Source organism: Cupriavidus sp. CuC1, assembly GCF_044627735.1.
GTDB classification, from domain to species: domain Bacteria; phylum Pseudomonadota; class Gammaproteobacteria; order Burkholderiales; family Burkholderiaceae; genus Cupriavidus; species Cupriavidus ulmosensis.
This window is the reverse complement of the sequence record NZ_JBIUHC010000062.1, coordinates 1-20,389: the sequence shown is the minus strand read 5'-3', so window position 1 is coordinate 20,389 and position 20,389 is coordinate 1. Positions and strand designations below refer to the sequence as shown.

24 protein-coding genes, 1 tRNA gene and 1 pseudogene are annotated in these 20,389 nt (G+C 63.1%); 15 read left to right on the top strand and 11 right to left on the bottom strand.

All coding sequences use genetic code 11. The features are described from left to right. Positions 1-165: 165 nt before the first annotated feature. Both ACGLHR_RS25030 and ACGLHR_RS25025 read left to right on the top strand, forming a co-directional pair. Positions 166-612 carry a prepilin-type N-terminal cleavage/methylation domain-containing protein gene (locus tag ACGLHR_RS25030; RefSeq protein ID WP_400096815.1) on the top strand — a complete coding sequence of 149 codons (447 nt, stop codon included), beginning with the start codon at positions 166-168 and terminating at the stop codon, positions 610-612. A 71-nt stretch (positions 613-683) separates the two neighbouring features. Further along, on the top strand, positions 684-920 hold the full coding sequence (locus ACGLHR_RS25025) for a hypothetical protein (RefSeq protein ID WP_400096770.1): 237 nt from the start codon (positions 684-686) through the stop codon (positions 918-920). Positions 921-1,305: 385 nt separating this feature from the next. Here the strand turns inward: ACGLHR_RS25025 and ACGLHR_RS25020 are convergent, their stop codons facing one another. The 6 genes from ACGLHR_RS25020 to lexA form a co-directional block, all read right to left on the bottom strand. After that, on the bottom strand, positions 1,306-1,794 hold the full coding sequence (locus tag ACGLHR_RS25020) for a hypothetical protein (RefSeq protein ID WP_400096769.1): 489 nt from the start codon (positions 1,792-1,794) through the stop codon (positions 1,306-1,308). Between the two features lie 847 nt (positions 1,795-2,641). Next, positions 2,642-2,908, bottom strand: a complete 267-nt coding sequence (locus ACGLHR_RS25015) for a hypothetical protein (RefSeq protein ID WP_400096768.1) — start codon at positions 2,906-2,908, stop codon at positions 2,642-2,644. Positions 2,909-2,922: 14 nt separating this feature from the next. After that, positions 2,923-3,213: a DUF2471 family protein gene (locus ACGLHR_RS25010; RefSeq protein ID WP_400096767.1), complete on the bottom strand. Its 291-nt coding sequence runs from the start codon at positions 3,211-3,213 to the stop codon at positions 2,923-2,925. Positions 3,214-3,504: 291 nt separating this feature from the next. Beyond that, positions 3,505-3,580 (bottom strand) — tRNA-His (locus ACGLHR_RS25005). A gap of 105 nt (positions 3,581-3,685) precedes the next feature. Further along, on the bottom strand, positions 3,686-3,856 hold the full coding sequence (locus ACGLHR_RS25000; protein ID WP_267603522.1) for a hypothetical protein: 171 nt from the start codon (positions 3,854-3,856) through the stop codon (positions 3,686-3,688). Between the two features lie 108 nt (positions 3,857-3,964). After that, complete coding sequence (gene lexA / locus ACGLHR_RS24995; protein WP_006163593.1) at positions 3,965-4,621, bottom strand: transcriptional repressor LexA; 657 nt, start codon at positions 4,619-4,621, stop codon at positions 3,965-3,967. Positions 4,622-4,847: 226 nt separating this feature from the next. Here lexA and ACGLHR_RS24990 point away from each other — a divergent pair, with 226 nt between their 5' ends. From ACGLHR_RS24990 to ACGLHR_RS24955, 8 genes are all read left to right on the top strand, one after another. After that, positions 4,848-5,846 carry an asparaginase gene (locus tag ACGLHR_RS24990; RefSeq protein ID WP_400096766.1) on the top strand — a complete coding sequence of 333 codons (999 nt, stop codon included), beginning with the start codon at positions 4,848-4,850 and terminating at the stop codon, positions 5,844-5,846. Positions 5,847-5,947: 101 nt separating this feature from the next. Next, positions 5,948-6,322 (top strand): 30S ribosomal protein S6, encoded by a 375-nt coding sequence (rpsF, locus tag ACGLHR_RS24985; protein WP_006163598.1) that lies wholly within the window; start codon positions 5,948-5,950, stop codon positions 6,320-6,322. Between the two features lie 74 nt (positions 6,323-6,396). Then, the gene (gene priB, locus ACGLHR_RS24980) at positions 6,397-6,696 is read left to right on the top strand and encodes a primosomal replication protein N (protein WP_017228959.1); all 300 of its coding nucleotides are present in this window, start codon (positions 6,397-6,399) and stop codon (positions 6,694-6,696) included. Between the two features lie 3 nt (positions 6,697-6,699). Then, complete coding sequence (gene rpsR, locus ACGLHR_RS24975; protein ID WP_006163606.1) at positions 6,700-6,978, top strand: 30S ribosomal protein S18; 279 nt, start codon at positions 6,700-6,702, stop codon at positions 6,976-6,978. 31 nt (positions 6,979-7,009) lie between these two features. Next, entirely contained in the window at positions 7,010-7,462 is a 453-nt protein-coding gene (gene rplI / locus ACGLHR_RS24970; protein ID WP_043347244.1) for a 50S ribosomal protein L9, read from the top strand. A gap of 256 nt (positions 7,463-7,718) precedes the next feature. Then, the gene (locus ACGLHR_RS24965) at positions 7,719-9,110 is read left to right on the top strand and encodes a replicative DNA helicase (RefSeq protein WP_267603520.1); all 1,392 of its coding nucleotides are present in this window, start codon (positions 7,719-7,721) and stop codon (positions 9,108-9,110) included. Between the two features lie 221 nt (positions 9,111-9,331). Next, on the top strand, positions 9,332-9,958 hold the full coding sequence (locus ACGLHR_RS24960) for a DUF47 domain-containing protein (protein WP_267603519.1): 627 nt from the start codon (positions 9,332-9,334) through the stop codon (positions 9,956-9,958). 13 nt (positions 9,959-9,971) lie between these two features. Beyond that, a complete protein-coding gene (locus tag ACGLHR_RS24955; protein WP_267603518.1) occupies positions 9,972-10,982 on the top strand; it encodes an inorganic phosphate transporter in 1,011 nt (336 codons plus the stop codon). 90 nt (positions 10,983-11,072) lie between these two features. Here ACGLHR_RS24955 and ACGLHR_RS24950 read toward each other — a convergent pair whose 3' ends face one another. The 3 genes from ACGLHR_RS24950 to ACGLHR_RS24940 form a co-directional block, all read right to left on the bottom strand. Further along, positions 11,073-11,756, bottom strand: coding sequence for a C40 family peptidase (locus ACGLHR_RS24950; protein WP_400096765.1), 684 nt, complete (start codon positions 11,754-11,756; stop codon positions 11,073-11,075). 75 nt (positions 11,757-11,831) lie between these two features. Beyond that, entirely contained in the window at positions 11,832-12,254 is a 423-nt protein-coding gene (locus ACGLHR_RS24945) for a hypothetical protein (protein WP_400096764.1), read from the bottom strand. Positions 12,255-12,466: 212 nt separating this feature from the next. Further along, complete coding sequence (locus ACGLHR_RS24940; protein ID WP_400096763.1) at positions 12,467-14,188, bottom strand: PhoH family protein; 1,722 nt, start codon at positions 14,186-14,188, stop codon at positions 12,467-12,469. Between the two features lie 56 nt (positions 14,189-14,244). Here ACGLHR_RS24940 and ACGLHR_RS24935 point away from each other — a divergent pair, with 56 nt between their 5' ends. Continuing rightward, positions 14,245-14,523, top strand: coding sequence for a hypothetical protein (locus ACGLHR_RS24935; RefSeq protein ID WP_400096762.1), 279 nt, complete (start codon positions 14,245-14,247; stop codon positions 14,521-14,523). Between the two features lie 48 nt (positions 14,524-14,571). On the opposite strand, the gene ACGLHR_RS24930 is transcribed toward ACGLHR_RS24935, so the two are convergent. Both ACGLHR_RS24930 and ACGLHR_RS24925 read right to left on the bottom strand, forming a co-directional pair. Then, the gene (locus ACGLHR_RS24930; RefSeq protein ID WP_318236549.1) at positions 14,572-15,033 is read right to left on the bottom strand and encodes a peroxiredoxin; all 462 of its coding nucleotides are present in this window, start codon (positions 15,031-15,033) and stop codon (positions 14,572-14,574) included. A 146-nt stretch (positions 15,034-15,179) separates the two neighbouring features. Continuing rightward, on the bottom strand, positions 15,180-15,560 hold the full coding sequence (locus ACGLHR_RS24925; protein WP_267603513.1) for an Mth938-like domain-containing protein: 381 nt from the start codon (positions 15,558-15,560) through the stop codon (positions 15,180-15,182). A 318-nt stretch (positions 15,561-15,878) separates the two neighbouring features. On the opposite strand from ACGLHR_RS24925, the gene ACGLHR_RS24920 reads away from it, so the two are divergent. The 4 genes and pseudogenes from ACGLHR_RS24920 to ACGLHR_RS24905 form a co-directional block, all read left to right on the top strand. After that, the gene (locus ACGLHR_RS24920) at positions 15,879-17,111 is read left to right on the top strand and encodes a pyridoxal phosphate-dependent aminotransferase (RefSeq protein WP_400096761.1); all 1,233 of its coding nucleotides are present in this window, start codon (positions 15,879-15,881) and stop codon (positions 17,109-17,111) included. Between the two features lie 53 nt (positions 17,112-17,164). Then, complete coding sequence (locus ACGLHR_RS24915; RefSeq protein WP_400096760.1) at positions 17,165-18,475, top strand: homoserine dehydrogenase; 1,311 nt, start codon at positions 17,165-17,167, stop codon at positions 18,473-18,475. Positions 18,476-18,483: 8 nt separating this feature from the next. Next, positions 18,484-19,932, top strand: coding sequence for a threonine synthase (thrC, locus tag ACGLHR_RS24910; RefSeq protein ID WP_400096759.1), 1,449 nt, complete (start codon positions 18,484-18,486; stop codon positions 19,930-19,932). Positions 19,933-20,132: 200 nt separating this feature from the next. Further along, a pseudogene (locus ACGLHR_RS24905) lies at positions 20,133-20,389 on the top strand (molybdopterin molybdenumtransferase MoeA); the annotation flags it as partial.

Below are 20,389 nucleotides of genomic sequence, written 5' to 3'. Positions count from 1 at the left end.
TTGTCACGCGCGCGGCGACACATTTGGTTACAAGTGACAAAATCTGTCATGCTTTCCCCCGAATGTGGCATGTTGCGCACTGGCACGCAGCTTGCGTATTGTTCGGTACAGCACATACGCTGTCCAAACATAAAGGGGTCAATCATGAAGGCAGTGCGGATGGGAATGAAAAAACGGGTACAAAAGGGCTTCACGCTGATCGAACTGATGATCGTGGTCGCGATCATCGGTATCCTGGCGGCGGTCGCGATTCCGCAATATCAGGATTACACTACGAAGGCCAAGGTAACCAATGCCTTGGCATCGGTGGCGTCCATCAAGACGGCCGTCGCTCTCTGCGGCCAAGAGGCAGGTGGGGTCTTGGACAATTGCTCTACGGCGACTGCTGCGGCGAACATTCCGGCCTTTACCGCGACCAAGGAAGTTGCTTCGGCGTCTGCCACTGCAGGCGTAATCAAAATAGTGTTGTCAACCGGCATTGCAACGGGCGTGGATGGTGGAACGATCACCGTAACGCCGACCATGAACAAAGATAGCGTTACATGGGCAAACTCGGCAGACGCCAAGATCACCAATGCTGCAGCGTTGGGTGTCCTTAACAAGAATCAATAAGGCGGTCAGGGCTTACACTTGAAGTCCAAAGAAAGCGCCTTCGGGCGCTTTTCTTTCTTTTGGAGAACACGTTGTCCCTGCCCACCACTACCGAGATGATCGCGTCGCTCGACGCCGAACTGGTGGATTTACTTGGCGAGCGTATGCGGCTCGCGGCAACACTGCCGGCTGCGCGCACGTTGGACGAGATTGAGCAGGACGTACAACGGATGCGTACCCTTGCCACAATCTACAGTGCGTCCCCTGATCTCGTGGAACAGATCGCTCGATTGCTCTTCGCGGCAGAGGCGCCGACCGGCAAGGGCTGAATGCAAAAAGGCCCGCCATTGCATCACATACCTTCGAGGGGTTACGTTTTGCGGCGAGCCTACCGACGAATCGGCACAGAAAGTATCGCAAAGGTCGCCGCCCCGCGCAAGCTAAACGTGAGCGAAACGCCGCGCAGAAGCAACACGAAGGGCATCATACGACACTCATGGTGTCGGGTTGGGCGCCATAGTGCTAAGTGATTGTTTTGTAAGGTGTGTTTTGGCCTGCAAAGCCGTGTACGCCGGTGCCGGACGCTGCCAGCGACTTCGACTTCTACCGCGCGGTGCTGGCGGAACTGGCGCTGCGTATGAGGTCAGGCTGGCGGCGGCGGCTTGCCAGTAGGCGGCTGTCACGCTGAGCCCGTCTTGCGCGCACACTCTCGGGCTAGATGCTGACGAGGCTTATACCCACGGCCACAGTGCTGCCAGTAGCGAGGACTGCCGAGATCCACCCGCAGACTTGCCCTGCGATATTCAGCCTTCTTCCCGCCTTTGGCCTATCGAAGATTCCGGCTGTGCTTTCCGACCAGTCTCCTGCCAGAGCGATCCTGCCTTTGATTTCATTGGCCATTCGATGAAAGCTTATTGCGGCCAAATACATATTGACCACGGCCAGCAGCACGGCGAAACCATAGCCAAGTAGGGTAGCCGGCCCCAACCATTGCGGGGTGAGTGGCTTGTTTCCTGCCAGCAGGGTTGATACGCCAGCGAACCCGGCTGCACTGAGGACAACTAGATGCTTCCCGGTCTCCAGGTCCCAAGTGGACGACAATAAGTTCAACCGCTCCCACCATTCCGTGAGCAATTCGCGCACTTCCCTACGATGCGCAATCTCTTTTGCATACTCGTCCGGTTGTGGATTCTTCGTGGTCATAAACTTCTCCCGGTTCGCGGCGCCGGCGCGGCGTCCATCAGTTCTGGTGGGTATGGTCGCATGAAGTTGCGGGCACGCTCAGGATCCCGGCAGGTTAGCTAGTCAACGCGCCTATGACTCCCTAGCAACTCAGCCTCCCGTTGTAAAAGGGTCCCGGGATTGAGTTGGTTGCAAGGGCACTGGCTTTGCCTCGGATGGCTGAAGCACGGGCGCCACGGTGGTGCCTACCGACTGCCGCTGCGAGGGGGGAGGCTGATAGGCGGAGGGCTGAGCCGACGGGCCGGGGCTAACCGAGGTATCCGAAAACAGTCCTCGTGTCCGAAGCGTGTCTTGCTGACTCGGTGGGTCCATGGGTGGGGCAGGTGCAATTTCCGTTGCAGTAGCTCCTGTCTCAGTTTGGCCGGTTGGCTCTGGCTTCTTGGATTTATCCCCAAGAGCGAGGAAGGCTAGCAGGAGGGCGCTCGCGACAATGAGCCCGATCACGCCGACACTGACTACCTTGGTTTCGGTAGCTTCCGCACTTCGGGCATTTGGCCGATAGTTCCTTTCCTCGTGGGTACCAGGTGTAGTTGCAGGACGCGCACTTGTTTTGCGGCCGCTTTGTGCTTCGCGATGCCATCGAGAGTTCCGGTTATGTGGGGTAGGGCGAGTGTGGCTGGTCGGGCCGTATCTACATCGCTGATTCTCCATTCCCATATATCGGCGCCTTGTTTGTTCTGTGAATCCCTCGTTGGTAGGGCCAATACATTCCGCGCCGAATGCTACGCTGCATTGCGCTCGCCGGGTGGTGGTTGGGTGGGGGCCCAGAAAACGGCTGCCGCCCGGCTCGAGCGCCCCACCTACCGCACTACACCCGCGGGAATCTCGCGCGTAGCGGCGGCTTCACGATCGGCCGAGCCACCCTGAGCCGGTGGTGCTCCCGGCCGGCGTCGAACGACAGGTACTCGGCCAACCATGCCATCGCCTGGATGTGCCGCGTTTCGATGCCTTGGATCGTCACGGCATCAGCTGTCACGGTGACGGTTTCGCAGGGCAGGCGCAGCTCGGCCACGTCGCCCGGGAGGAATTCGGACTCGAGGAAGATCGACTCGGCCTGGTAGGTCATGGCGGGCATGTTCGGCGCGCTCCTTAGTGAACGTTCTTCCAGGCATCCACGATCGCGCCGAAGGTGATTGGGCGGACATCGTGGCCAGTGAAATCGGCCGGCCGGTCGTCTTTCGGGTACCCGAGGATAGACGGGGCTTTCACCATCCCCAGGGCAAACTGTGGCACAAGGCCGGTGGCCGAAACGACGGCGAGTACTTCCTCTTCGATCTGGTGGAGGAGGCGCCAGGTCAGAATCCCCGCCTCACGATAGCGGGCGATGATTGGCGGTAAGGCTTCAACGATGGCTGATTCTGCGGCGGTGAGGGCGAGCATGGTGGATTCCCAAGAGCTGTATGGATATACAGTATAGGGGGCGCGCAAGGCGAACCTGTGAAGGCTGAGTTAACTGTATGGATATACAGTGGAACTGTGACTAGCGAGATGGAGGAGCAACCCTGGGGCGCTGCTTGGGCTTTGCGGAAATGGAGGCGGGGCTAGGGAGGGCAGAATGCCGAAAACGAAAACGGCGCCAGGGGCGCCGTGGGAAAATTTCGCTTTCCGTGGGAAAGTTCGTATCGTGAAACGACTAGATGGTGCGCAAGTCGTTGATACTAAAAAGAATTCTGGGGTGGCTGATGGGACTCGAACCCACGACGACAGGAATCACAATCCTGGACTCTACCAACTGAGCTACAGCCACCGTCGATGCCGTTCAGCTAAGTGCCGAACAACGAAGAACAAGATCATACAATGCCAAAAGCCGGATGGCTAGTACTCTGCACAAATTTTTTTCTGTGCCGCCTGCTTAAACGCCGAGCTTGGAGGAATCCTCCAGCTCAAGCATTCGGCAGATCGCGGCCATGCTGCCGACCATGGTGCGTCGTTGCGCGCCCTGGTAGATGCGAACGCCTTTGGATTGGCGGAAGGGCACGGGCTTGACGGGGCGGCGGGCGGAGAGGCGGTTGGCTGGCAGCATGGCTACACCTGGTGACTTGCAACAACAGTTAGCGGTACCCGCTACGCGGGCGCGTTGGCACAATCGGGTGTCGGCTTGATCGGGGTTCGCCCGCCTCAGCCGCACTCGTCAGAAGGCGCCGGGGCGGATCAGGCCGACGGCGATGCCTTCCAGTGAGAACTCTTCGCGGCCGGCTTGCACGATGATGCTGGGGAAGTCGGGGTTCTCGGCGATCAGCTCGATGGTGTCGCCGCGGCGGTTTAGGCGCTTCACGGTGACGTCGTCGCCCAGGCGGGCGACGACGATCTTGCCGTTGGCGGCTTCGCTGGCGCGTTTGACGGCAAGCAGGTCGCCGTCGAGGATGCCGGCGTCGCGCATGCTGAGGCCACGCACCCGGAGGAGGTAATCAGGCTGCACGTCGAAGACCGAGGCGTCGACCTGGTATTGGCGGTCGATGTGTTCGGCGGCGAGGATCGGGCTGCCGGCTGCGACGCGCCCGACCAGCGGCAGCGTCAGCTGCATTACGCCGGCCATGGGCAGGGAGAACTGGTCGGGTAGCTCGGAGTCGCTGCGCGAGACCTTGAGGCGGATGCCGCGCGAGGCGCCGGGGGTGAGCTCGATCACGCCTTTGCGGGCCAGGGCACGTAAGTGTTCCTCGGCTGCGTTGGGTGAGGAGAAGCCGAACTTGGCGGCGATCTCGGCGCGCGTGGGCGGGAAGCCCGTGTGCTGGAGGCTGCTGCGGATCAAGTCGAAAATCTGCTGCTGTCGCGGTGTCAGGGTCGCCATGGTCGCCGGTGTTTGAAAGCACTGTATGTTTAAACAGTATGCTGTGATTTTATACAGTATCGAGTGAAGTGCAAGCGGAATTTTGGGAGTTTGCGCATTGACAGGTGCGTCCCACGGGTCCTGGCGCGTGCCGTGAAGAGTGGGTGGAGGGTTACAATCCGCGGCACCCGAAGCGTCTTGCGTTGTGCGCTGTTCAACCTTCCTGGCTCTCGACCACTTTCCCGCCATGTCTCTCCTGCCTCGTGTTGTCGTGCTCGCTACCGGCGGCACCATTGCCGGTTCTTCTTCCAATCCAGCCAGCAGCGCGAAGTACCAGGCGGCCACGGTGCCGGTGACTGCGCTGCTCGATGCGGTGCCGGCGCTGGGCGCGGTGGCGCGGGTCGAGGCGGAGCAGGTGGCTCAGGTAGATAGCAAAGACATGTCGTTCGCGCTGTGGTCCAGGCTGGTGGAGCGCGTGACATTCTGGTCCGCGCAGCCCGATGTGTCGGGCATTGTCATTACGCACGGCACCGATACCCTGGAAGAAACGGCCATGCTGCTGCACCTGGCTTGCGTGGGCACGGTGCCGGTGGTGCTGACAGCTGCCATGCGGCCTTCGACCTCGTTGTCGGCGGATGGCCCGTTGAACCTGCTGGATGCGGTGCGCGTGGCAGCTGACGCTGATGCGGCGGGCAAGGGCGTGCTGCTGGTGATCAACCAGGAGATTCATGCGGGGCGCGATGTGGTGAAGGCGCACACGTCGGCGGTGAATGCTTTTGTGTCGCCGGTGTCCGGGCCGCTTGGTTTTGTGCAGGACAATCTGGTGCGCTTCGTGCGCACCGCTGGCCGCTTGCCGGCCAAGGCCTGGCCGGTGCCTTCCGTGTGGCCGCAGGTCGAGATCCTGGCTAGTTATGCGGAGCCGGGTCGGATCGTGGTGGATGCCTTGGCGCAGGCGGGCGTGTCGGGCCTGGTGGTGGCGGCTGCCGGCAATGGTTCGGTCCACCAGTCGCTGGTGGAGGCGTTGGTCGATGCGGCCGGCGCGGGGGTGGCGGTCGTGCGCAGTTCGCGCACAGGGGCAGGGCATGTGGCGATTCCTGCGCCTCCCCGGCCGGCGTCGGGTGTCTTTGTTTCTGCCGGCGACCTCAATCCTTACAAGGCGCGCGTGCTCCTGGCCCTGGCCCTGGCTGCGGAGCCAGGACTGGCAAAGGATCCGGCGGCGCTGCAGGCGCTGTTCGCCGAACACTGAGGCGGCTTGCCCCCGGTGGCAAAAGCACGCTATACTTTAAGGCTATTCAACCTTGCTGCACCGGACATGGCGCTCGGGCAGCTTATCCAAAAGGAGCGTCAATGCGTCATTACGAAATCGTATTTATCGTCCATCCGGACCAGAGCGAACAAGTCCCGGCCATGATCGAGCGTTACAAGACGCTGGTCACGTCCCAGGAAGGCCAGATCCACCGCGTGGAAGACTGGGGTCGCCGTCAGATGGCCTACATGATCCAGAAGCTGGCCAAGGCTCACTACGTTTGCCTGAACATCGAATGCGGCAAGGAAACCCTGGCTGAACTCGAACACGCGTTCAAGTTCAACGATGCAGTGCTGCGCCACCTCATCGTTCAGACCAAGAAGGCTGAAACCGCACCGTCCCCGATGATGAAGGAAGTGCAGCGCGAAGAAGCTCGCAAGGCCGCGCAACAGACCAGCGAAGTCCAGGCCGCCTAAGTGCGGACAGTTGTGGTTGCCGCGGGCGTTGATCGCCGCGGCGGCAAGTGCGGGCATCGGTGCGGGAGAGTGCGTTGAACCAGTTAAGGCTCTGCGCAACGCTCGCGGAACGCGATGCCTTGCGTTACACCCCGGCCGGGGTCCCCGTGGTCAACTGCATCTTGCAGTACGCGGGCGAGACGGTCGAGGCGCAAACGCCCAGGCAGGTGGAGTTCGCCATCGCCGCCATGGGAATCGGTCAGATCGGCCAGCGGCTTGAGCGTACCCCGCTCGGCGCGATGCTCGACTGCGAAGGATTCCTGGCCCGCAAGCATCGCAACAGCAAGGCTCTCGTCTTTCACATCACTGGATGTAAAGCATTCGAAAAGGATTGAATCATGGCATTCGTCAAACGTGACAACAAGAACAAGAAGCGCTTCCAACAGCAAAACCCGCTGTTCAAGCGTAAGCGCTTCTGCCGCTTCACCGTGGCTGGCGTGGAACAGATCGACTACAAGGATCTGGACACCCTGAAGGATTTCATCGGCGACAACGGCAAGATCACGCCGGCCCGCCTGACCGGCACCAAGGCGCACTATCAGCGTCAGCTCGACACGGCCATCAAGCGCGCGCGTTTCCTCGCGCTGATGCCCTACACCGACCTGCACAAGAACTGATCGGCCCTAGGTCCGTTAAGGAGAAAACACGATGCAAATTATTCTGCTTGAGAAAGTCATCAATCTGGGCAACCTGGGTGACATCGTTCGCGTGAAGGACGGCTACGCCCGTAACTTCCTGATCCCGAACAAGAAGGCCCGCCGCGCTACCCAGACTGCTATCAGCGAGTTCGAAGTCAAGCGCGCTGAACTGGAAAAGGCAGCCGCCGAAAAGCTGGCCGCCTCGCAAGCCGAAGGCGAAAAGCTGAACGGCCTGACCGTGCAAATCACCCAGAAGTCGGGTGTTGACGGCCGCCTGTTCGGTTCGGTGACCAACGCCGACATCGCTGAAGCCCTGGCTGGCCAAGGCTTCAAGGTCGAGAAGGCGCAAGTGCGTCTGCCGAATGGTCCGCTGAAGGTTGTTGGCGACCACCCGGTCAGCGTCTCGCTGCACACCGACGTGCTGGTCGACGTGACGGTTTCCGTCCTGGGCGAACACGTCTAAGCATCGGCCTTGCTGCTGGTTCCCTCTTGCCCTTCGGGGCGGTGGGAGCCGGGTGCCAGTGCCGCTTGCTTGACCAAACAAAAAGGCAGGAGCATCGCGCTCCTGCCTTTTTGTTTGGCCGTGCCCCTTGCTTGCCTCAATGCCTTGTTGCTATAGGGCGGGACTGGTTGTCCCGTCGTCACATGGCAGGATGTGCCAACAGCCGGCTGCGAATTCTCCGCCGGCTCGCTGGCGCCGGCCGTTATAATCCCTCCCTATGAACGCGCCTGTCGCAGACCCCCAACTAGACAATCTCAAGGTACCGCCGCATTCCATCGAGGCCGAGCAATCGGTGCTGGGTGGCTTGCTGCTGGACAATGCCGCCTGGGACCGTATCGCCGACTTCCTGTCCGAGGCGGATTTCTATCGCTTCGATCACCGGATGATCTTCCAGAGCATCTCCCGGCTGATCGCCGCCACCAAGCCCGCCGACGTCATCACCGTCTACGAGACGCTGCAAGGCGCGGGCAAGGCGGAAGAGGTGGGCGGCCTGGCCTATCTGAATTCCCTCGCACAGAACACGCCTAGCGCGGCCAATATCCGTCGCTATGCGGAGATCGTGCGCGAGCGCTCGGTGCTGCGCAAGCTGGTGACCGTGGCCGACGATATCGCTACCGCGGCTTTCGCCCCCAAAGGGCGCGAGGTGCGGGAGCTGCTCGACGAAGCGGAATCCAAGGTGTTCGCCATTGCCGAGGAAGGCTCGCGCGGGCAGAAGGGTTTCCAGGAAATCCAGCCGCTGCTGACCCAGGTGGTCGAGCGTATCGACGAGCTGTACCACCGTGACTCCAGCACCGACGTCACCGGCGTGCCTACCGGTTTTATCGACCTGGACCGCATGACCAGCGGCATGCAGGCGGGCGACCTGATCATCGTGGCCGGTCGCCCCTCCATGGGTAAGACCGCTTTCTCGCTGAATATCGGCGAGCACGTGGCGGTGGAGCAGGGCCTGCCGGTGGCGGTGTTCTCGATGGAAATGGCGGGCACGCAGCTGGCCATGCGTATGCTGGGCTCGGTCGGCAGGCTCGACCAGCACCGCCTGCGTACCGGCCGCTTGCTCGATGAAGACTGGCCGCGGCTCACGCACGCCATCCAGCGCATGAACGATGCGCAATTGTTCATCGACGAAACGCCGGCGCTGAGCTCGATGGAGCTGCGCGCCCGTTCGCGCCGGCTGGCGCGCCAGTGCGGCCAGCTCGGACTGATCGTCATCGACTACCTGCAGCTGATGTCGGGCTCGGGCGGCGGCGAAAACCGCGCCACCGAAATCTCGGAAATCTCGCGGTCGCTCAAGGGCCTGGCGAAGGAACTCAACTGCCCGGTGATTGCACTGTCGCAGCTGAACCGAAGCCTGGAGCAGCGCCCGAACAAGCGCCCGGTGATGTCCGACTTGCGTGAATCCGGCGCTATCGAGCAGGATGCCGACGTGATCCTGTTTATTTACCGCGACGAGGTCTACAACCCCGATTCGCAGGACAAGGGCACGTCCGAGATCATCATCGGCAAGCAGCGTAACGGCCCAATTGGCACCGTGCGGCTGACGTTCCTGGGCCAGTTCACCAAGTTCGACAACTTCAGCGGCGGCCCCGCCTTCTTCGACAACGACAACTGAAGCCAGTCCTGGCGCCGCTTGCCGGGCATCGTGGCTCGGTGGCCACAGTCGACCGTGCATGCCGCGTGTCAAAGTCCCCCGGCATCGCCGCACAAACCTGTAAAATGTTGCGTTTTGATGACAGCCGCCTCCGGGCGGCTGTCGTGCAATGCGTACCCGCCTGATTCAGTAACTAGTAATAACTACCCGCGGCGCCCCCGCGCTTCGACAAGGAACATTCCATGTTCGGCCGATTCATGCCCACCGAGGGCAAGTTCTTCGAATACTTCAACCAGCATGCCGATTGCGCGGTGACCGCCGCCCGCGAGCTGGAAGTGCTGGTCAACGACCTGCCCAATGCCGAGGCCCACGCCCGCCGCGTGCAGGCCACCGAAAAGAAAGCCGATCGCATCACGCACGACACGATCGACCTGCTGCACAAGACCTTCATCACGCCGCTGGACCGTGATGAGATCCACAAGCTCATCACCACCATGGACGACATCCTCGACCTGATGGAAGACGTGGCTGAAACCATCTCGCTGTACGACGTGACCAGCCTGACCGACGAGGCGCGCAAGCTGGCCTCCATCTGCGTGCAGTGTTGCGACCAGGTCAAGATCGCGGTCGGCCTGCTCGATGACATGAGCAATGCCGGCGCCATCCTGAAGACGGCGCAGCAGATCGACCAGCTCGAGTCCGAGGCCGATCGCGTGATGCGCGCCGCCATGTCCAAGCTGTTCCGCGACGAAACGGACGTCAAGCGCCTGATCAAGCTGAAGGCTATCTACGAGCAGCTCGAAACCATTACCGACAAGTGCGAGGACGTTGCCAACATTCTCGAAGGCATCGTCCTGGAAAACGCCTGAGGCACAAATCGGAATGCAAACAATACAAATGAGCCTGTGGGTCATCGGCTTGCTGGTGGCTCTCGCCTTGCTGTTCGATTTCATGAACGGCTTTCACGATGCCGCCAATTCGATTGCCACGGTGGTGTCGACGGGCGTGCTCAAGCCGCACCACGCGGTGGCCATGGCGGCCATGTGCAATGTGGTGGCGATTTTTATCTTCCACCTGAAGGTGGCGGCTACGGTGGGGACCGGCACGATCGATGTCAACATCGTCGATCACTACGTGATCTTCGGCGCGCTGATGGGCGCCATTGCCTGGAACCTGATCACCTGGTACTACGGCATTCCCTCGTCGTCGTCGCACGCGCTGATCGGTGGCCTGGTTGGCGCCGCGGTGGCCAAGAGCGGCACCAGCGCGCTGGTAGGCGGCGGCCTGCTCAAGACCGTGGCATTTATCGTCATTTCGCCGCTGCTGGGCTTCCTGCTCGGTTCGCTGATGATGGTGATCGTGGCCTGGACGTTCTTCCGTACGCCGCCGTCGCGGGTCGATCGCTGGTTCCGCCGGCTGCAGCTGGTCTCCGCTTCGCTCTACAGCCTGGGCCACGGCGGCAATGACGCGCAGAAGACCATCGGCATTATCTGGATGCTGCTGATCGCGAGCGGCCACGTGGCGCAGGGCGGCGCGGAGCCGCCGATCTGGGTCATCGTTTCCTGCTACGTGGCGATCGGCATGGGCACCATGTTTGGTGGCTGGCGCATCGTGCGTACCATGGGCCAGAAGATCACCAAGCTCAAGCCGGTAGGCGGCTTCTGCGCGGAGACGGGCGGCGCCATCACGCTGTTCATTGCCTCGGCGCTGGGCGTGCCGGTGTCGACAACCCATACCATCACCGGCGCCATCGTCGGCGTGGGCTCGGTGCAGAAGATGTCGGCGGTGCGCTGGGGCGTGGCCGGCAACATCGTCTGGGCCTGGGTGCTGACGATTCCGGCATCGGCGTTCATGGCTGCCATTGCATGGTGGATTGGCAAGCACGTGCTCTGAAGCACGGCAGCCGGATTCCACAAGCAAACAAACAAAAAGCCAGGCGAGATGCCTGGCTTTTTTGTTTGTGGCGAAGGACGGTGACGATCGCTAACGATTGGCGAATGCGGCGATCGGGTCGTCGTCCACCGGGGCCGGGGGAGCAACGGAAGGCGGTGGTGGTGCAGCCCGGGCGGCCTGCGGCGGCACCACGGATGCCGGCGTCTGGTCGATCCCCGCCGCGACCCGCCGGGCGCCGTTGTACCGAGAGGCCCAGTACGACTTGGTCATGTCCTCGAGGCGTACCGTGCCGCCGGTGGACGGCGCATGGACAAAGCGGTTCTGCCCGACATAGATGCCGACATGCGAGTTGGCCCGGCCGGTGGTATTGAAGAAAACCAGGTCGCCCGAGGCCACCTGGCTGCGCTCCAGCGACACGCCGCGCTCGCCCATGGCTTCGGTGGTGCGTGGCAGGTTGACGTTGGCGGCGCGCAGCACGACATAGCGGACCAGGCCGCTGCAGTCGAAGCCCGAGTCCGGCGTATTGCCGCCGTAGCGATAGGGCGTGCCAACCAGCGACATCGCCTGGATGGAGACTTCTTCCAGTCCGGCGCTGGGATCCACCATGGGGGTGCCTGCCGGGCGTGGCTGGGCGCTATGGCGCCCAGGCGGCGTCGAGGCGCAGGCGGCGAGCAGCAATGCTGCCGTGCAAAGCAGGTGCAGGCGGGCACTGAGCAAGGCGCGCGCCTGGCTGGGCACGCGTCTTCCGGTTTGGGCTATCTGGCGCAGAGGCATCCTTCTCGGTCCGGTCCCGGGCCAAGTGCCGTGGCGCGAGGGGAGCAGCCCAGCGAGGGAGCCGCCCCTGGCGCCTTACCAGCGCAGTTGCGCGTTGTAGGTGCCCGTACTCACGTTAACCGACTTGGCCTGTCCCTTATAAGTCGCTTCGATATTGTAGCTGCCTTGCGGGGCCTTGATCAGGCACTTGGGCCCGGACGCGGTAAAGCTGGCCACTTCATGGCCTTCGCGGGTCATCTTGACGGCGACGTCGGCCAGGTACTCGCCGCGCTCGCCCTGGGTGAACAGCAGGCCGATGTTGAAGTTCTTCTGCTGCGCGGCCAGTTGCTGCTGTTCGTCCGCGGCAATGCCCCCGCAGATGTAGCTGACGGGGCCCATGGTGCGGATCACCATTTCGTCGGCGGCGAGCGCGGGGCCCGCGAGCAGCAAGAAGGCGGCAATCGCGACGCTGCCGGCCAGCGCGAGCCGCAGCGGTGTGTGGTGCAGGTGGTTGTCCATCAATGTCTCCATCGATCCAACAAGCCGGGAGGGGCAAAAAAACGCCCGCCGGACGCCGGCACGCGAGGTGCCGAAATGGCGGGCGCTCCGGATACTTTGATGCTAGGCCACGCCGGTAGGCAAATCTGCCGGACGTGGTCCTACAAGGGCATCCGATGGTTCCGGAGGGTGCAGAGGGTGCAGAGGCTTAGTCTTTAGCGATGATGCGCCCCTTAAAGGACATCCGCGGCATGGTCGGCCAGGCGCGAGCGTTCACCGCGCGCCAGCGTCACATGGCCGCTGTGGCTCCAGCCCTTGAACCGGTCGACCACGTAGGTGAGGCCGGACGAGCCCTCGGTCAGGTAAGGCGTGTCGATCTGCGCGATGTTGCCCAGGCAGATGATCTTGGTGCCGGGGCCGGCACGCGTTACCAGCGTCTTCATCTGCTTTGGCGTCAGGTTCTGGGCCTCGTCGATGATGACGAACTTGTTGACGAAGGTGCGTCCGCGCATGAAGTTCATGCTCTTGACCTTGATGCGCGAGCGGATCAGTTCCTGGGTGGCGGCGCGGCCCCATTCGCCGGCGCTGTCGTCGCTCTTTTGGAGCACTTCCAGGTTGTCGTCGAAAGCGCCCATCCAGGGCTGCATCTTTTCTTCCTCGGTGCCGGGCAGGAAGCCGATGTCCTCGCCAACCGGCACGGTGGCGCGGGTGACGATGATCTCGTTGTAGAGCTTCTGATCGAGCACCTGCTCCAGGCCCGCCGCCAGCGCCAGCAGGGTCTTGCCGGTACCGGCCTGGCCCAGCAGGGTGACGAAATCGATCTCCGGATGCATCAGCAGGTTGAGCGCGAAGTTCTGCTCGCGGTTGCGGGCGGTCACGCTCCACACATTGTTCTTGTGGTGCGTGTAGTCCTTGAGCGTTTGCAGCAGCGCGGTCTTGCCGTTGATTTCCTTGACCTGGGCGTACAGCGGCAGGCTGCCGTCGCTGGGTTCCAGGAAGACGAACTGGTTGACCAGGAAGGAGGGCACCAGCGGGCCCGTCAGGCGATAGAACATCGCGCCGGACTTCGGGTCCTGCCAGCTTTCCACGCCCTTGCCATGCTTGGCCCAGAAGTCGTTGGGCAGCAGCATCACCCCCGAGTACAGCAGGTCCTTGTCCTCGAGGACCTGGTCGTTGAAGTAATCCTCGGCGGGCAGGCCGAGCGCGCGCGCCTTGATGCGCATGTTGATGTCTTTCGACACCAGCACGACCTGGCGCTCCGGGAACTGCTGCTGCAGGGCGCTGACCACGCCCAGGATCTGGTTATCCGCCTTGCCCTGCGGCAGGCCGTCGGGCAGCTTGATCTCGTTGAGCTTGGTTTGCAGGAACAGCTTGCCCTGCGCATCGCGGTTGCCCAACTTGGCCAGCGGCAAGCCCTCGTCGAGCACGCCATCGGTGCCGCCCACCAGCGCGTCCAGCGTGCGGCTCACGGTGCGGGCGTTGCGCGCGACTTCGCTCATGCCCTTCTTGTGGTTGTCCAGTTCCTCGAGCGTCATCATCGGCAGATAGACGTCGTGCTCTTCGAAGCGGAACAGCGAGGACGGGTCGTGCATCAGCACATTGGTGTCCAGCACGAACAGCTTGCTGGGGCCGGTGTGTTTCTGCATGCGACGGTTGGTCGTGCCAGGGGCCTTGGCGGGCACCTTGGGCACGGCGGCCAGCGACGGCACGGACTTCAGCGCGGACGGCGGCGCATCCTTGGTGCGCGCTCGCGTCGAACCGCTGGCGCTGGCCACCACGGCCGGCGCGTTGTCCGCTTTGCTGGTTCCGGTTTCCAGCAAGGCCACACGCTCCAGCGCCGGCACAGGTTTCTTACCCTGCGACGCTGATTTGGCCTTAGTCAGCTTGGTCACCGGAGCGAATTCGCTCGGGTCAAGCAATTGGGCAGGCTTGGCGGGCATGGTCGGCAGCGGCATGCTAGGCTTTCCTTTCAGGGGGAGAAGACGGCTGGAAAACGGCGCAGGACACTGGCGTGGCCGCATGGCGCCACGTCATTGGGGATCGTGTCCTGTGCGTACAAACCACACAAACAAAAAAGCCGCCAACCTGGTTAGCAGGTTTGGCGGCTTTCTTTCGGACCGGAGACACGGCAGGTCCGCTACCGGCCTGTGGCAAGGTGCGCCTGGGCCGGGACGATGAAGCAGCGTGGCATCCGGATCTTGAACTCATTAAAGGTCAATGTATCCGAACGTTTTCTGTTTTGCAATCGCTTGCCGAGTGGACTTTTGACGGTGTTGCTGCGCCGCATTAAAGTGCCGGGCCGAATCACCGTGGATCACGCCCCGGATCACGCCCCGGATCAGAGGCCGCGCACGATTTCCAGCACCTCGTCGACGTGGTTGGGCACCTTGATGCCGCGCAAGGCATGGCGCAGGATGCCCTTGCCGTCGATGATGAAGGTGCTGCGCTCGATGCCGCGCACTTCCTTGCCATACATTTTCTTCATCTTGATGACATCGAACAGATGGCACACGGCTTCATCGCCATCGGAGATCAACTCGAAGGGCAGTTCCAGCTTGGCCTTGAAGTTCTCGTGCGACTTCAGGCTGTCGCGCGAGATGCCGAAGACCACCGTGCCTGCCTTGACGAAGTCGTCATGCTGGTCGCGGAAGTTCATGGCTTCGGTAGTGCAGCCCGGGGTGTTGTCCTTGGGATAGAAATACAGGACGACGGTCTTGCCGCGCTGGGCGCCAAGGCTGAACGTGCCGCCGGTGGCGGGCGCGCTGAAATCGGGTACGGGCTGGCTGAGACTGACTGTCATTCTTATGGCTCCTGGGAGGGACAGGAAGGGGGCGGCTGCGTGAGTGCGGCCACCATGGTGGCGGCAGATGGGGGCGGGTCGGCCAACTTCAAGCGTGGCGCGTGCTCAACTTGCGTGAACCAGCCTGCCCGGGCCGCCGGGCCGGCTCAGGCAGGCTCCTCCAGCAGCAGGATGGCCGCCACCTTGCGGCCTTCAGCCATCAGGATGTTGTAAGTGCGGCAGGCGGCCTGCAGATCCATGGCGTCCACCCCGACATGCAGGCGCGCCAGGGAAGCGGTCAGGCGGGGATGGGGGAAGCGCAGGCGGCTGCCGGTGCCCAGCAGCACCACTTCGGGCGAGTGCGCCAGCAGGCCTTCGAAGTGCGCGGGTTCCAGGTCTTCGAAGCGCTGCACCGGCCAGGGCCGGATCTCGCCTTCGGGCATGACCAGCACGGATTCCGTGTAGCGCACCATATTGATTTCGATATAGCCCGGGCCGTACGACGTTACCGTATTGAGGGCATTGGGCTGGTCTGCGTGGAGTTTCAAGGGCGAACCTTATCTGGCGCTGCCCCTCGCGGCGCGCGCGGCGACTCGGCCGGGGCAGCGCAGGGCGGGTTGAGAGCATTTTGGGGCAGGCGGGCCGGGCGGCTTTGCTGCGGCCCCGGGGTACCGGCGGCGTACGCTGCAATGCAAGAATCCCTGCCGAAGTCTGTCATAATCCGATAAATTATAGCTTTTGCCTCCCTGCCTGCCACGTTTTGCGTTGCAACGCAGCGCACAGGCTACCCGGGCCGCTCCTTTCCCACCCAGATTCCCTAGATTGCCGCCGCTACCCGGCGGCGCTTGCCTCCTGCCAACATCGCCGTGAAACCGATCCAGAAATCCAACAAGCTCAACAATGTTTGCTATGACATCCGCGGCCCGGTGCTGGAGAAGGCCAAGCAGATGGAAGAGGAAGGCCACAAGATCATCAAGCTGAACATCGGCAACCTGGCCGTCTTCGGCTTTGACGCGCCGGAAGAGATCCAGCAGGACATGATGCGCAACCTGCCCAATTCGGCCGGGTACTCGGACTCCAAGGGCATCTTCGCCGCGCGCAAGGCGATCATGCACTACACGCAGCAGAAGAACATCGAGGGCGTGGGCCTGGACGACATCTACGTCGGCAACGGCGCCTCCGAGCTGATCGTGATGTCGATGAACGCGCTGCTCAACAGCGGCGACGAAGTGCTGGTTCCGGCGCCGGACTACCCGTTGTGGACCGCCGCGGTGAGCCTGTCGGGCGGCACCCCGGTGCACTATATGTGCGACGAGGCCAACGAGTGGATGCCCGATCTGGACGATATCCGCGCCAAGATCACGCCGAATACCAAGGCCATCGTCGTCATCAACCCCAACAACCCCACCGGCGCCCTGTACTCGGACGAACTGCTCAACGCCATCGTGGCGATTGCGCGCGAACACGGCCTGATCATCTTTGCCGACGAGATCTACGACAAGGTGCTGTACGACGGCCATAGCCACACGTCCATTGCCGCGCTGTCGACCGATGTGTTGACGGTGACCTTCAACGGCCTGTCCAAGAACTATCGCTCGTGCGGCTACCGCGCCGGCTGGATGGTGGTATCGGGCGACAAGCGGCCCGCGCTGGACTATATCGAGGGGCTGAACATGTTGTCCTCGATGCGCCTGTGCGCCAACGTGCCCGGCCAGTGGGCCATCCAGACCGCGCTGGGCGGCTACCAGAGCATCAACGACCTGGTGAACGAAGGCGGGCGCCTGCGCCGCCAGCGCGATCTTGCCCACGAACTGATCACGCAGATCCCGGGCGTCACCTGCGTCAAGCCCAAGGCCGCGCTGTACCTGTTCCCCAAGCTCGACCTGTCGATGTACCCGATCCAGGACGACCAGGAGTTCATCTATGAACTGCTGCAGGAGTCCAAGGTGCTGCTGGTGCAGGGCACCGGCTTCAACTGGGGCAAGCCGGACCATTTCCGTATCGTGTTCCTGCCTCACGAGGAGGACCTGCGCGAGGCCATCGGCCGCGTGGGCCGTTTCCTGGAGGCATACCGCAAGCGCCACGGCCACGCGGCCTGAGCAAGGCCATTGCGGCGTAATCCATTTTTCAGCAACTCAGAGTCAGATCGTCCATGAATCCCATCAAAGTAGGCCTGCTTGGCATCGGTACCGTCGGTAGCGGCACGTTCAATGTGCTGCAACGTAACCAGGAAGAAATCCGCCGCCGCGCCGGGCGCGGCATCGAGATTGCCATGGTGGCCGACCTCGACACCGAGCGCGCCCGCGAGCTGACCGGTGGGCAGGTCGAGGTGGTGGCCGACGCCAACGAGGTCGTCACCCGCCCCGAGATCGACATCGTGATCGAGCTGATCGGCGGCTACGGCATCGCTCGCGAGCTGGTGCTCAAGGCCATCGAGAACGGCAAGCACGTGGTCACTGCCAACAAGGCGCTACTGGCCGTGCATGGCAACGAAATCTTCGAAGCCGCCCGCAGGAAGGGCGTGATCGTCGCCTTCGAAGCCGCGGTGGCCGGTGGCATCCCCATCATCAAGGCGCTGCGCGAAGGCCTGACCGCCAACCGCATCGAGTGGATCGCCGGCATCATCAATGGCACCACCAACTTCATCCTGTCGGAGATGCGCGACAAGGGCCTGGACTTCGACACCGTGCTCAAGCAGGCGCAAGCGCTGGGCTATGCCGAGGCCGATCCCACTTTCGACATCGAAGGCATCGATGCCGCGCACAAGATCACGCTGATGAGCTCGATCGCCTTCGGCATGCCGGTGCAGTTCGACAAGGCCTACGTGGAAGGCATCACCAAACTGTCGGCCGTGGATATCCGCTACGCCGAAGAGCTGGGCTACCGCATCAAGCTGCTGGGCCTGACGCGCCGTCGTGAAAACGGCATCGAGCTGCGCGTGCACCCGACGCTGGTGCCGGCCAAGCGCCTGATCGCCAACGTGGAAGGCGCCATGAACGCCGTGCTGGTGCAGGGCGACGCCGTGGGCGCCACGCTGTACTACGGCAAGGGCGCCGGCGCCGAGCCGACCGCCTCCGCCGTGATCGCCGACCTGGTCGATGTGACCCGCCTGCACACCGCCGACCCCGAGCACCGCGTGCCGCACCTGGCGTTCCAGCCGGACGCGCTGTCCAGCGTGCCGGTGCTCCCGATCGAGGAAGTCACCAGCTCGTACTACCTGCGCATGCGCGTGGCGGACGAGACCGGCGTGCTGGCCGACATCACCCGCATCCTGGCTGACGCCGGCATCTCCATCGATGCCATGCTGCAGAAGGAGTCGCGCGAAGGCGAGCCGCAGACCGACATCATCATGCTCTCGCACCTCACTCTCGAGAAGCAGGTCAACGCCGCCATCGCCAAGATCGAGGCGCTGCCGACCGTGCTGTCGGCAGTCACGCGCCTGCGCATGGAAGAACTGAACTGAACGCACCGATGAAATACCAGTCGACGCGCGGCCATGAGATGCCGCAAACCTTCTCCGAGATCCTGCTGGGTGGCCTGGCGCCGGACGGCGGCCTTTACCTACCCCGGGAGTACCCGCAGGTCACGGCCGACGAGCTGGAAGCCTGGCGCAAGCTGTCGTACGCCGATCTCGCCTTCGAAGTCCTGTCCCGCTTCTGCGACGACATCCCGGCCGAGGACCTGCGCGCCCTGACGCGCAAGACCTACACCGCCGAGGTGTACTGCAATGCCCGTCCCGGCGACAACACCGCCGACATCACCCCGTTGCGCACGCTGGGTGAAGAGGGCGGCACGCAGCTGCAGCTGCTGGGCCTGTCCAACGGCCCCACGCTGGCCTTCAAGGACATGGCCATGCAGCTGCTCGGCAACCTGTTCGAGTACGCACTGGCGCGTGCCGGACAGGAGCTGAACATTCTCGGCGCCACCTCGGGCGACACCGGCAGCGCGGCGGAATACGCCATGCGCGGCAAGCGCGGCATCCGCGTGTTCATGCTGAGCCCGCACCGCAAGATGAGCGCGTTCCAGACCGCGCAGATGTTCAGCCTGCAGGACCCGAACATCTTCAACCTGGCGGTGGAAGGCGTGTTCGACGATTGCCAGGACATCGTCAAGGCGGTCTCCAACGATCTGGACTACAAGGCCCGCCAGAAGATCGGCACGGTCAACTCGATCAACTGGGCGCGCGTGGTGGCCCAGGTGGTGTACTACTTCAAGGGCTGGCTGCTGGCCACCGACGGCCCGGGCCAGAAGGTCTCGTTCTGCGTGCCGTCGGGCAATTTCGGAAACGTCTGCGCCGGCCATATCGCGCGCATGATGGGCCTGCCGATCGACAAGCTGGTGGTCGCCACCAACGAGAACGACGTGCTCGACGAGTTCTTCCGCACCGGCACCTACCGCGTGCGCAAGTCGGCGGAGACGTACCACACCTCCAGCCCGAGCATGGACATCTCGAAGGCGTCGAACTTTGAGCGCTTCGTCTTCGACCTGCTCGGCCGCGATGGCGACAAGCTGGCCAAGATGTTCCGCGAGGACGTCGACACCAAGGGCGGCTTCGACCTGTCCGGCACGCCGGAATTCGAGCGCATCCGCGCCTTCGGCTTCGTCTCGGGCCGCAGCACGCACGAAGACCGCCTCGCCACCATCCGCGACCTGTCCGAGCGCTACGGCATCACCATCGACACGCACACCGCCGATGGCATCAAGGTCGCGCGCGAGCATCTCACGCCCGGCGTGCCGATGCTGGTGCTGGAAACCGCGCTGCCGGCCAAGTTCGCAGACACCATCCGCGAAGCGCTTGGCCATGAGCCGGAGCGTCCGGCAGCCTTCGAAGGCATCGAGAACCTGCCGCAGCGCTTCGAGGTGATGCCGGCGGATGCCGACCGGATCAAGGCTTACATCGCCGGCCACACCGGCCTGTAAGGCCCGGCCGCTGCCGGCTGCGTTCCTGCCGGCAGCGCGCCAACTCGCTACAATCAGACTTGCCGAGCAGAAATCGCACGGCCCTCGCATTGCCCCGGATGTATCGGGGGCGGTACGCGGGCCGTTTCCCATGGGTGCTGGATGGCCACGGGTTTGCTGTTCCAGGCTCACACAAGCTGTCTCACTTACCTGTTTTCCTCATGACCCAAGCTGCCGCGCCCGCCCGTCCCCCCATGCTGACCATGGCCCAGGCCCTCGAGGCCCTGCTGGCCGGCGCTCGCCCGCTCGCCGAAGCCGAGCGCATCGCCACGCTCGACGCCAATGGCCGCGTGTTGGCCGCGCCGGTGTCGAGCACGCTGGACGTGCCGCCGGCCGACAACACCTCGATGGACGGCTACGCCGTGCGCAGCGCCGACGTGGCGGCGCCGGGCGCGCGCCTGCGGGTGGCCCAGCGCAT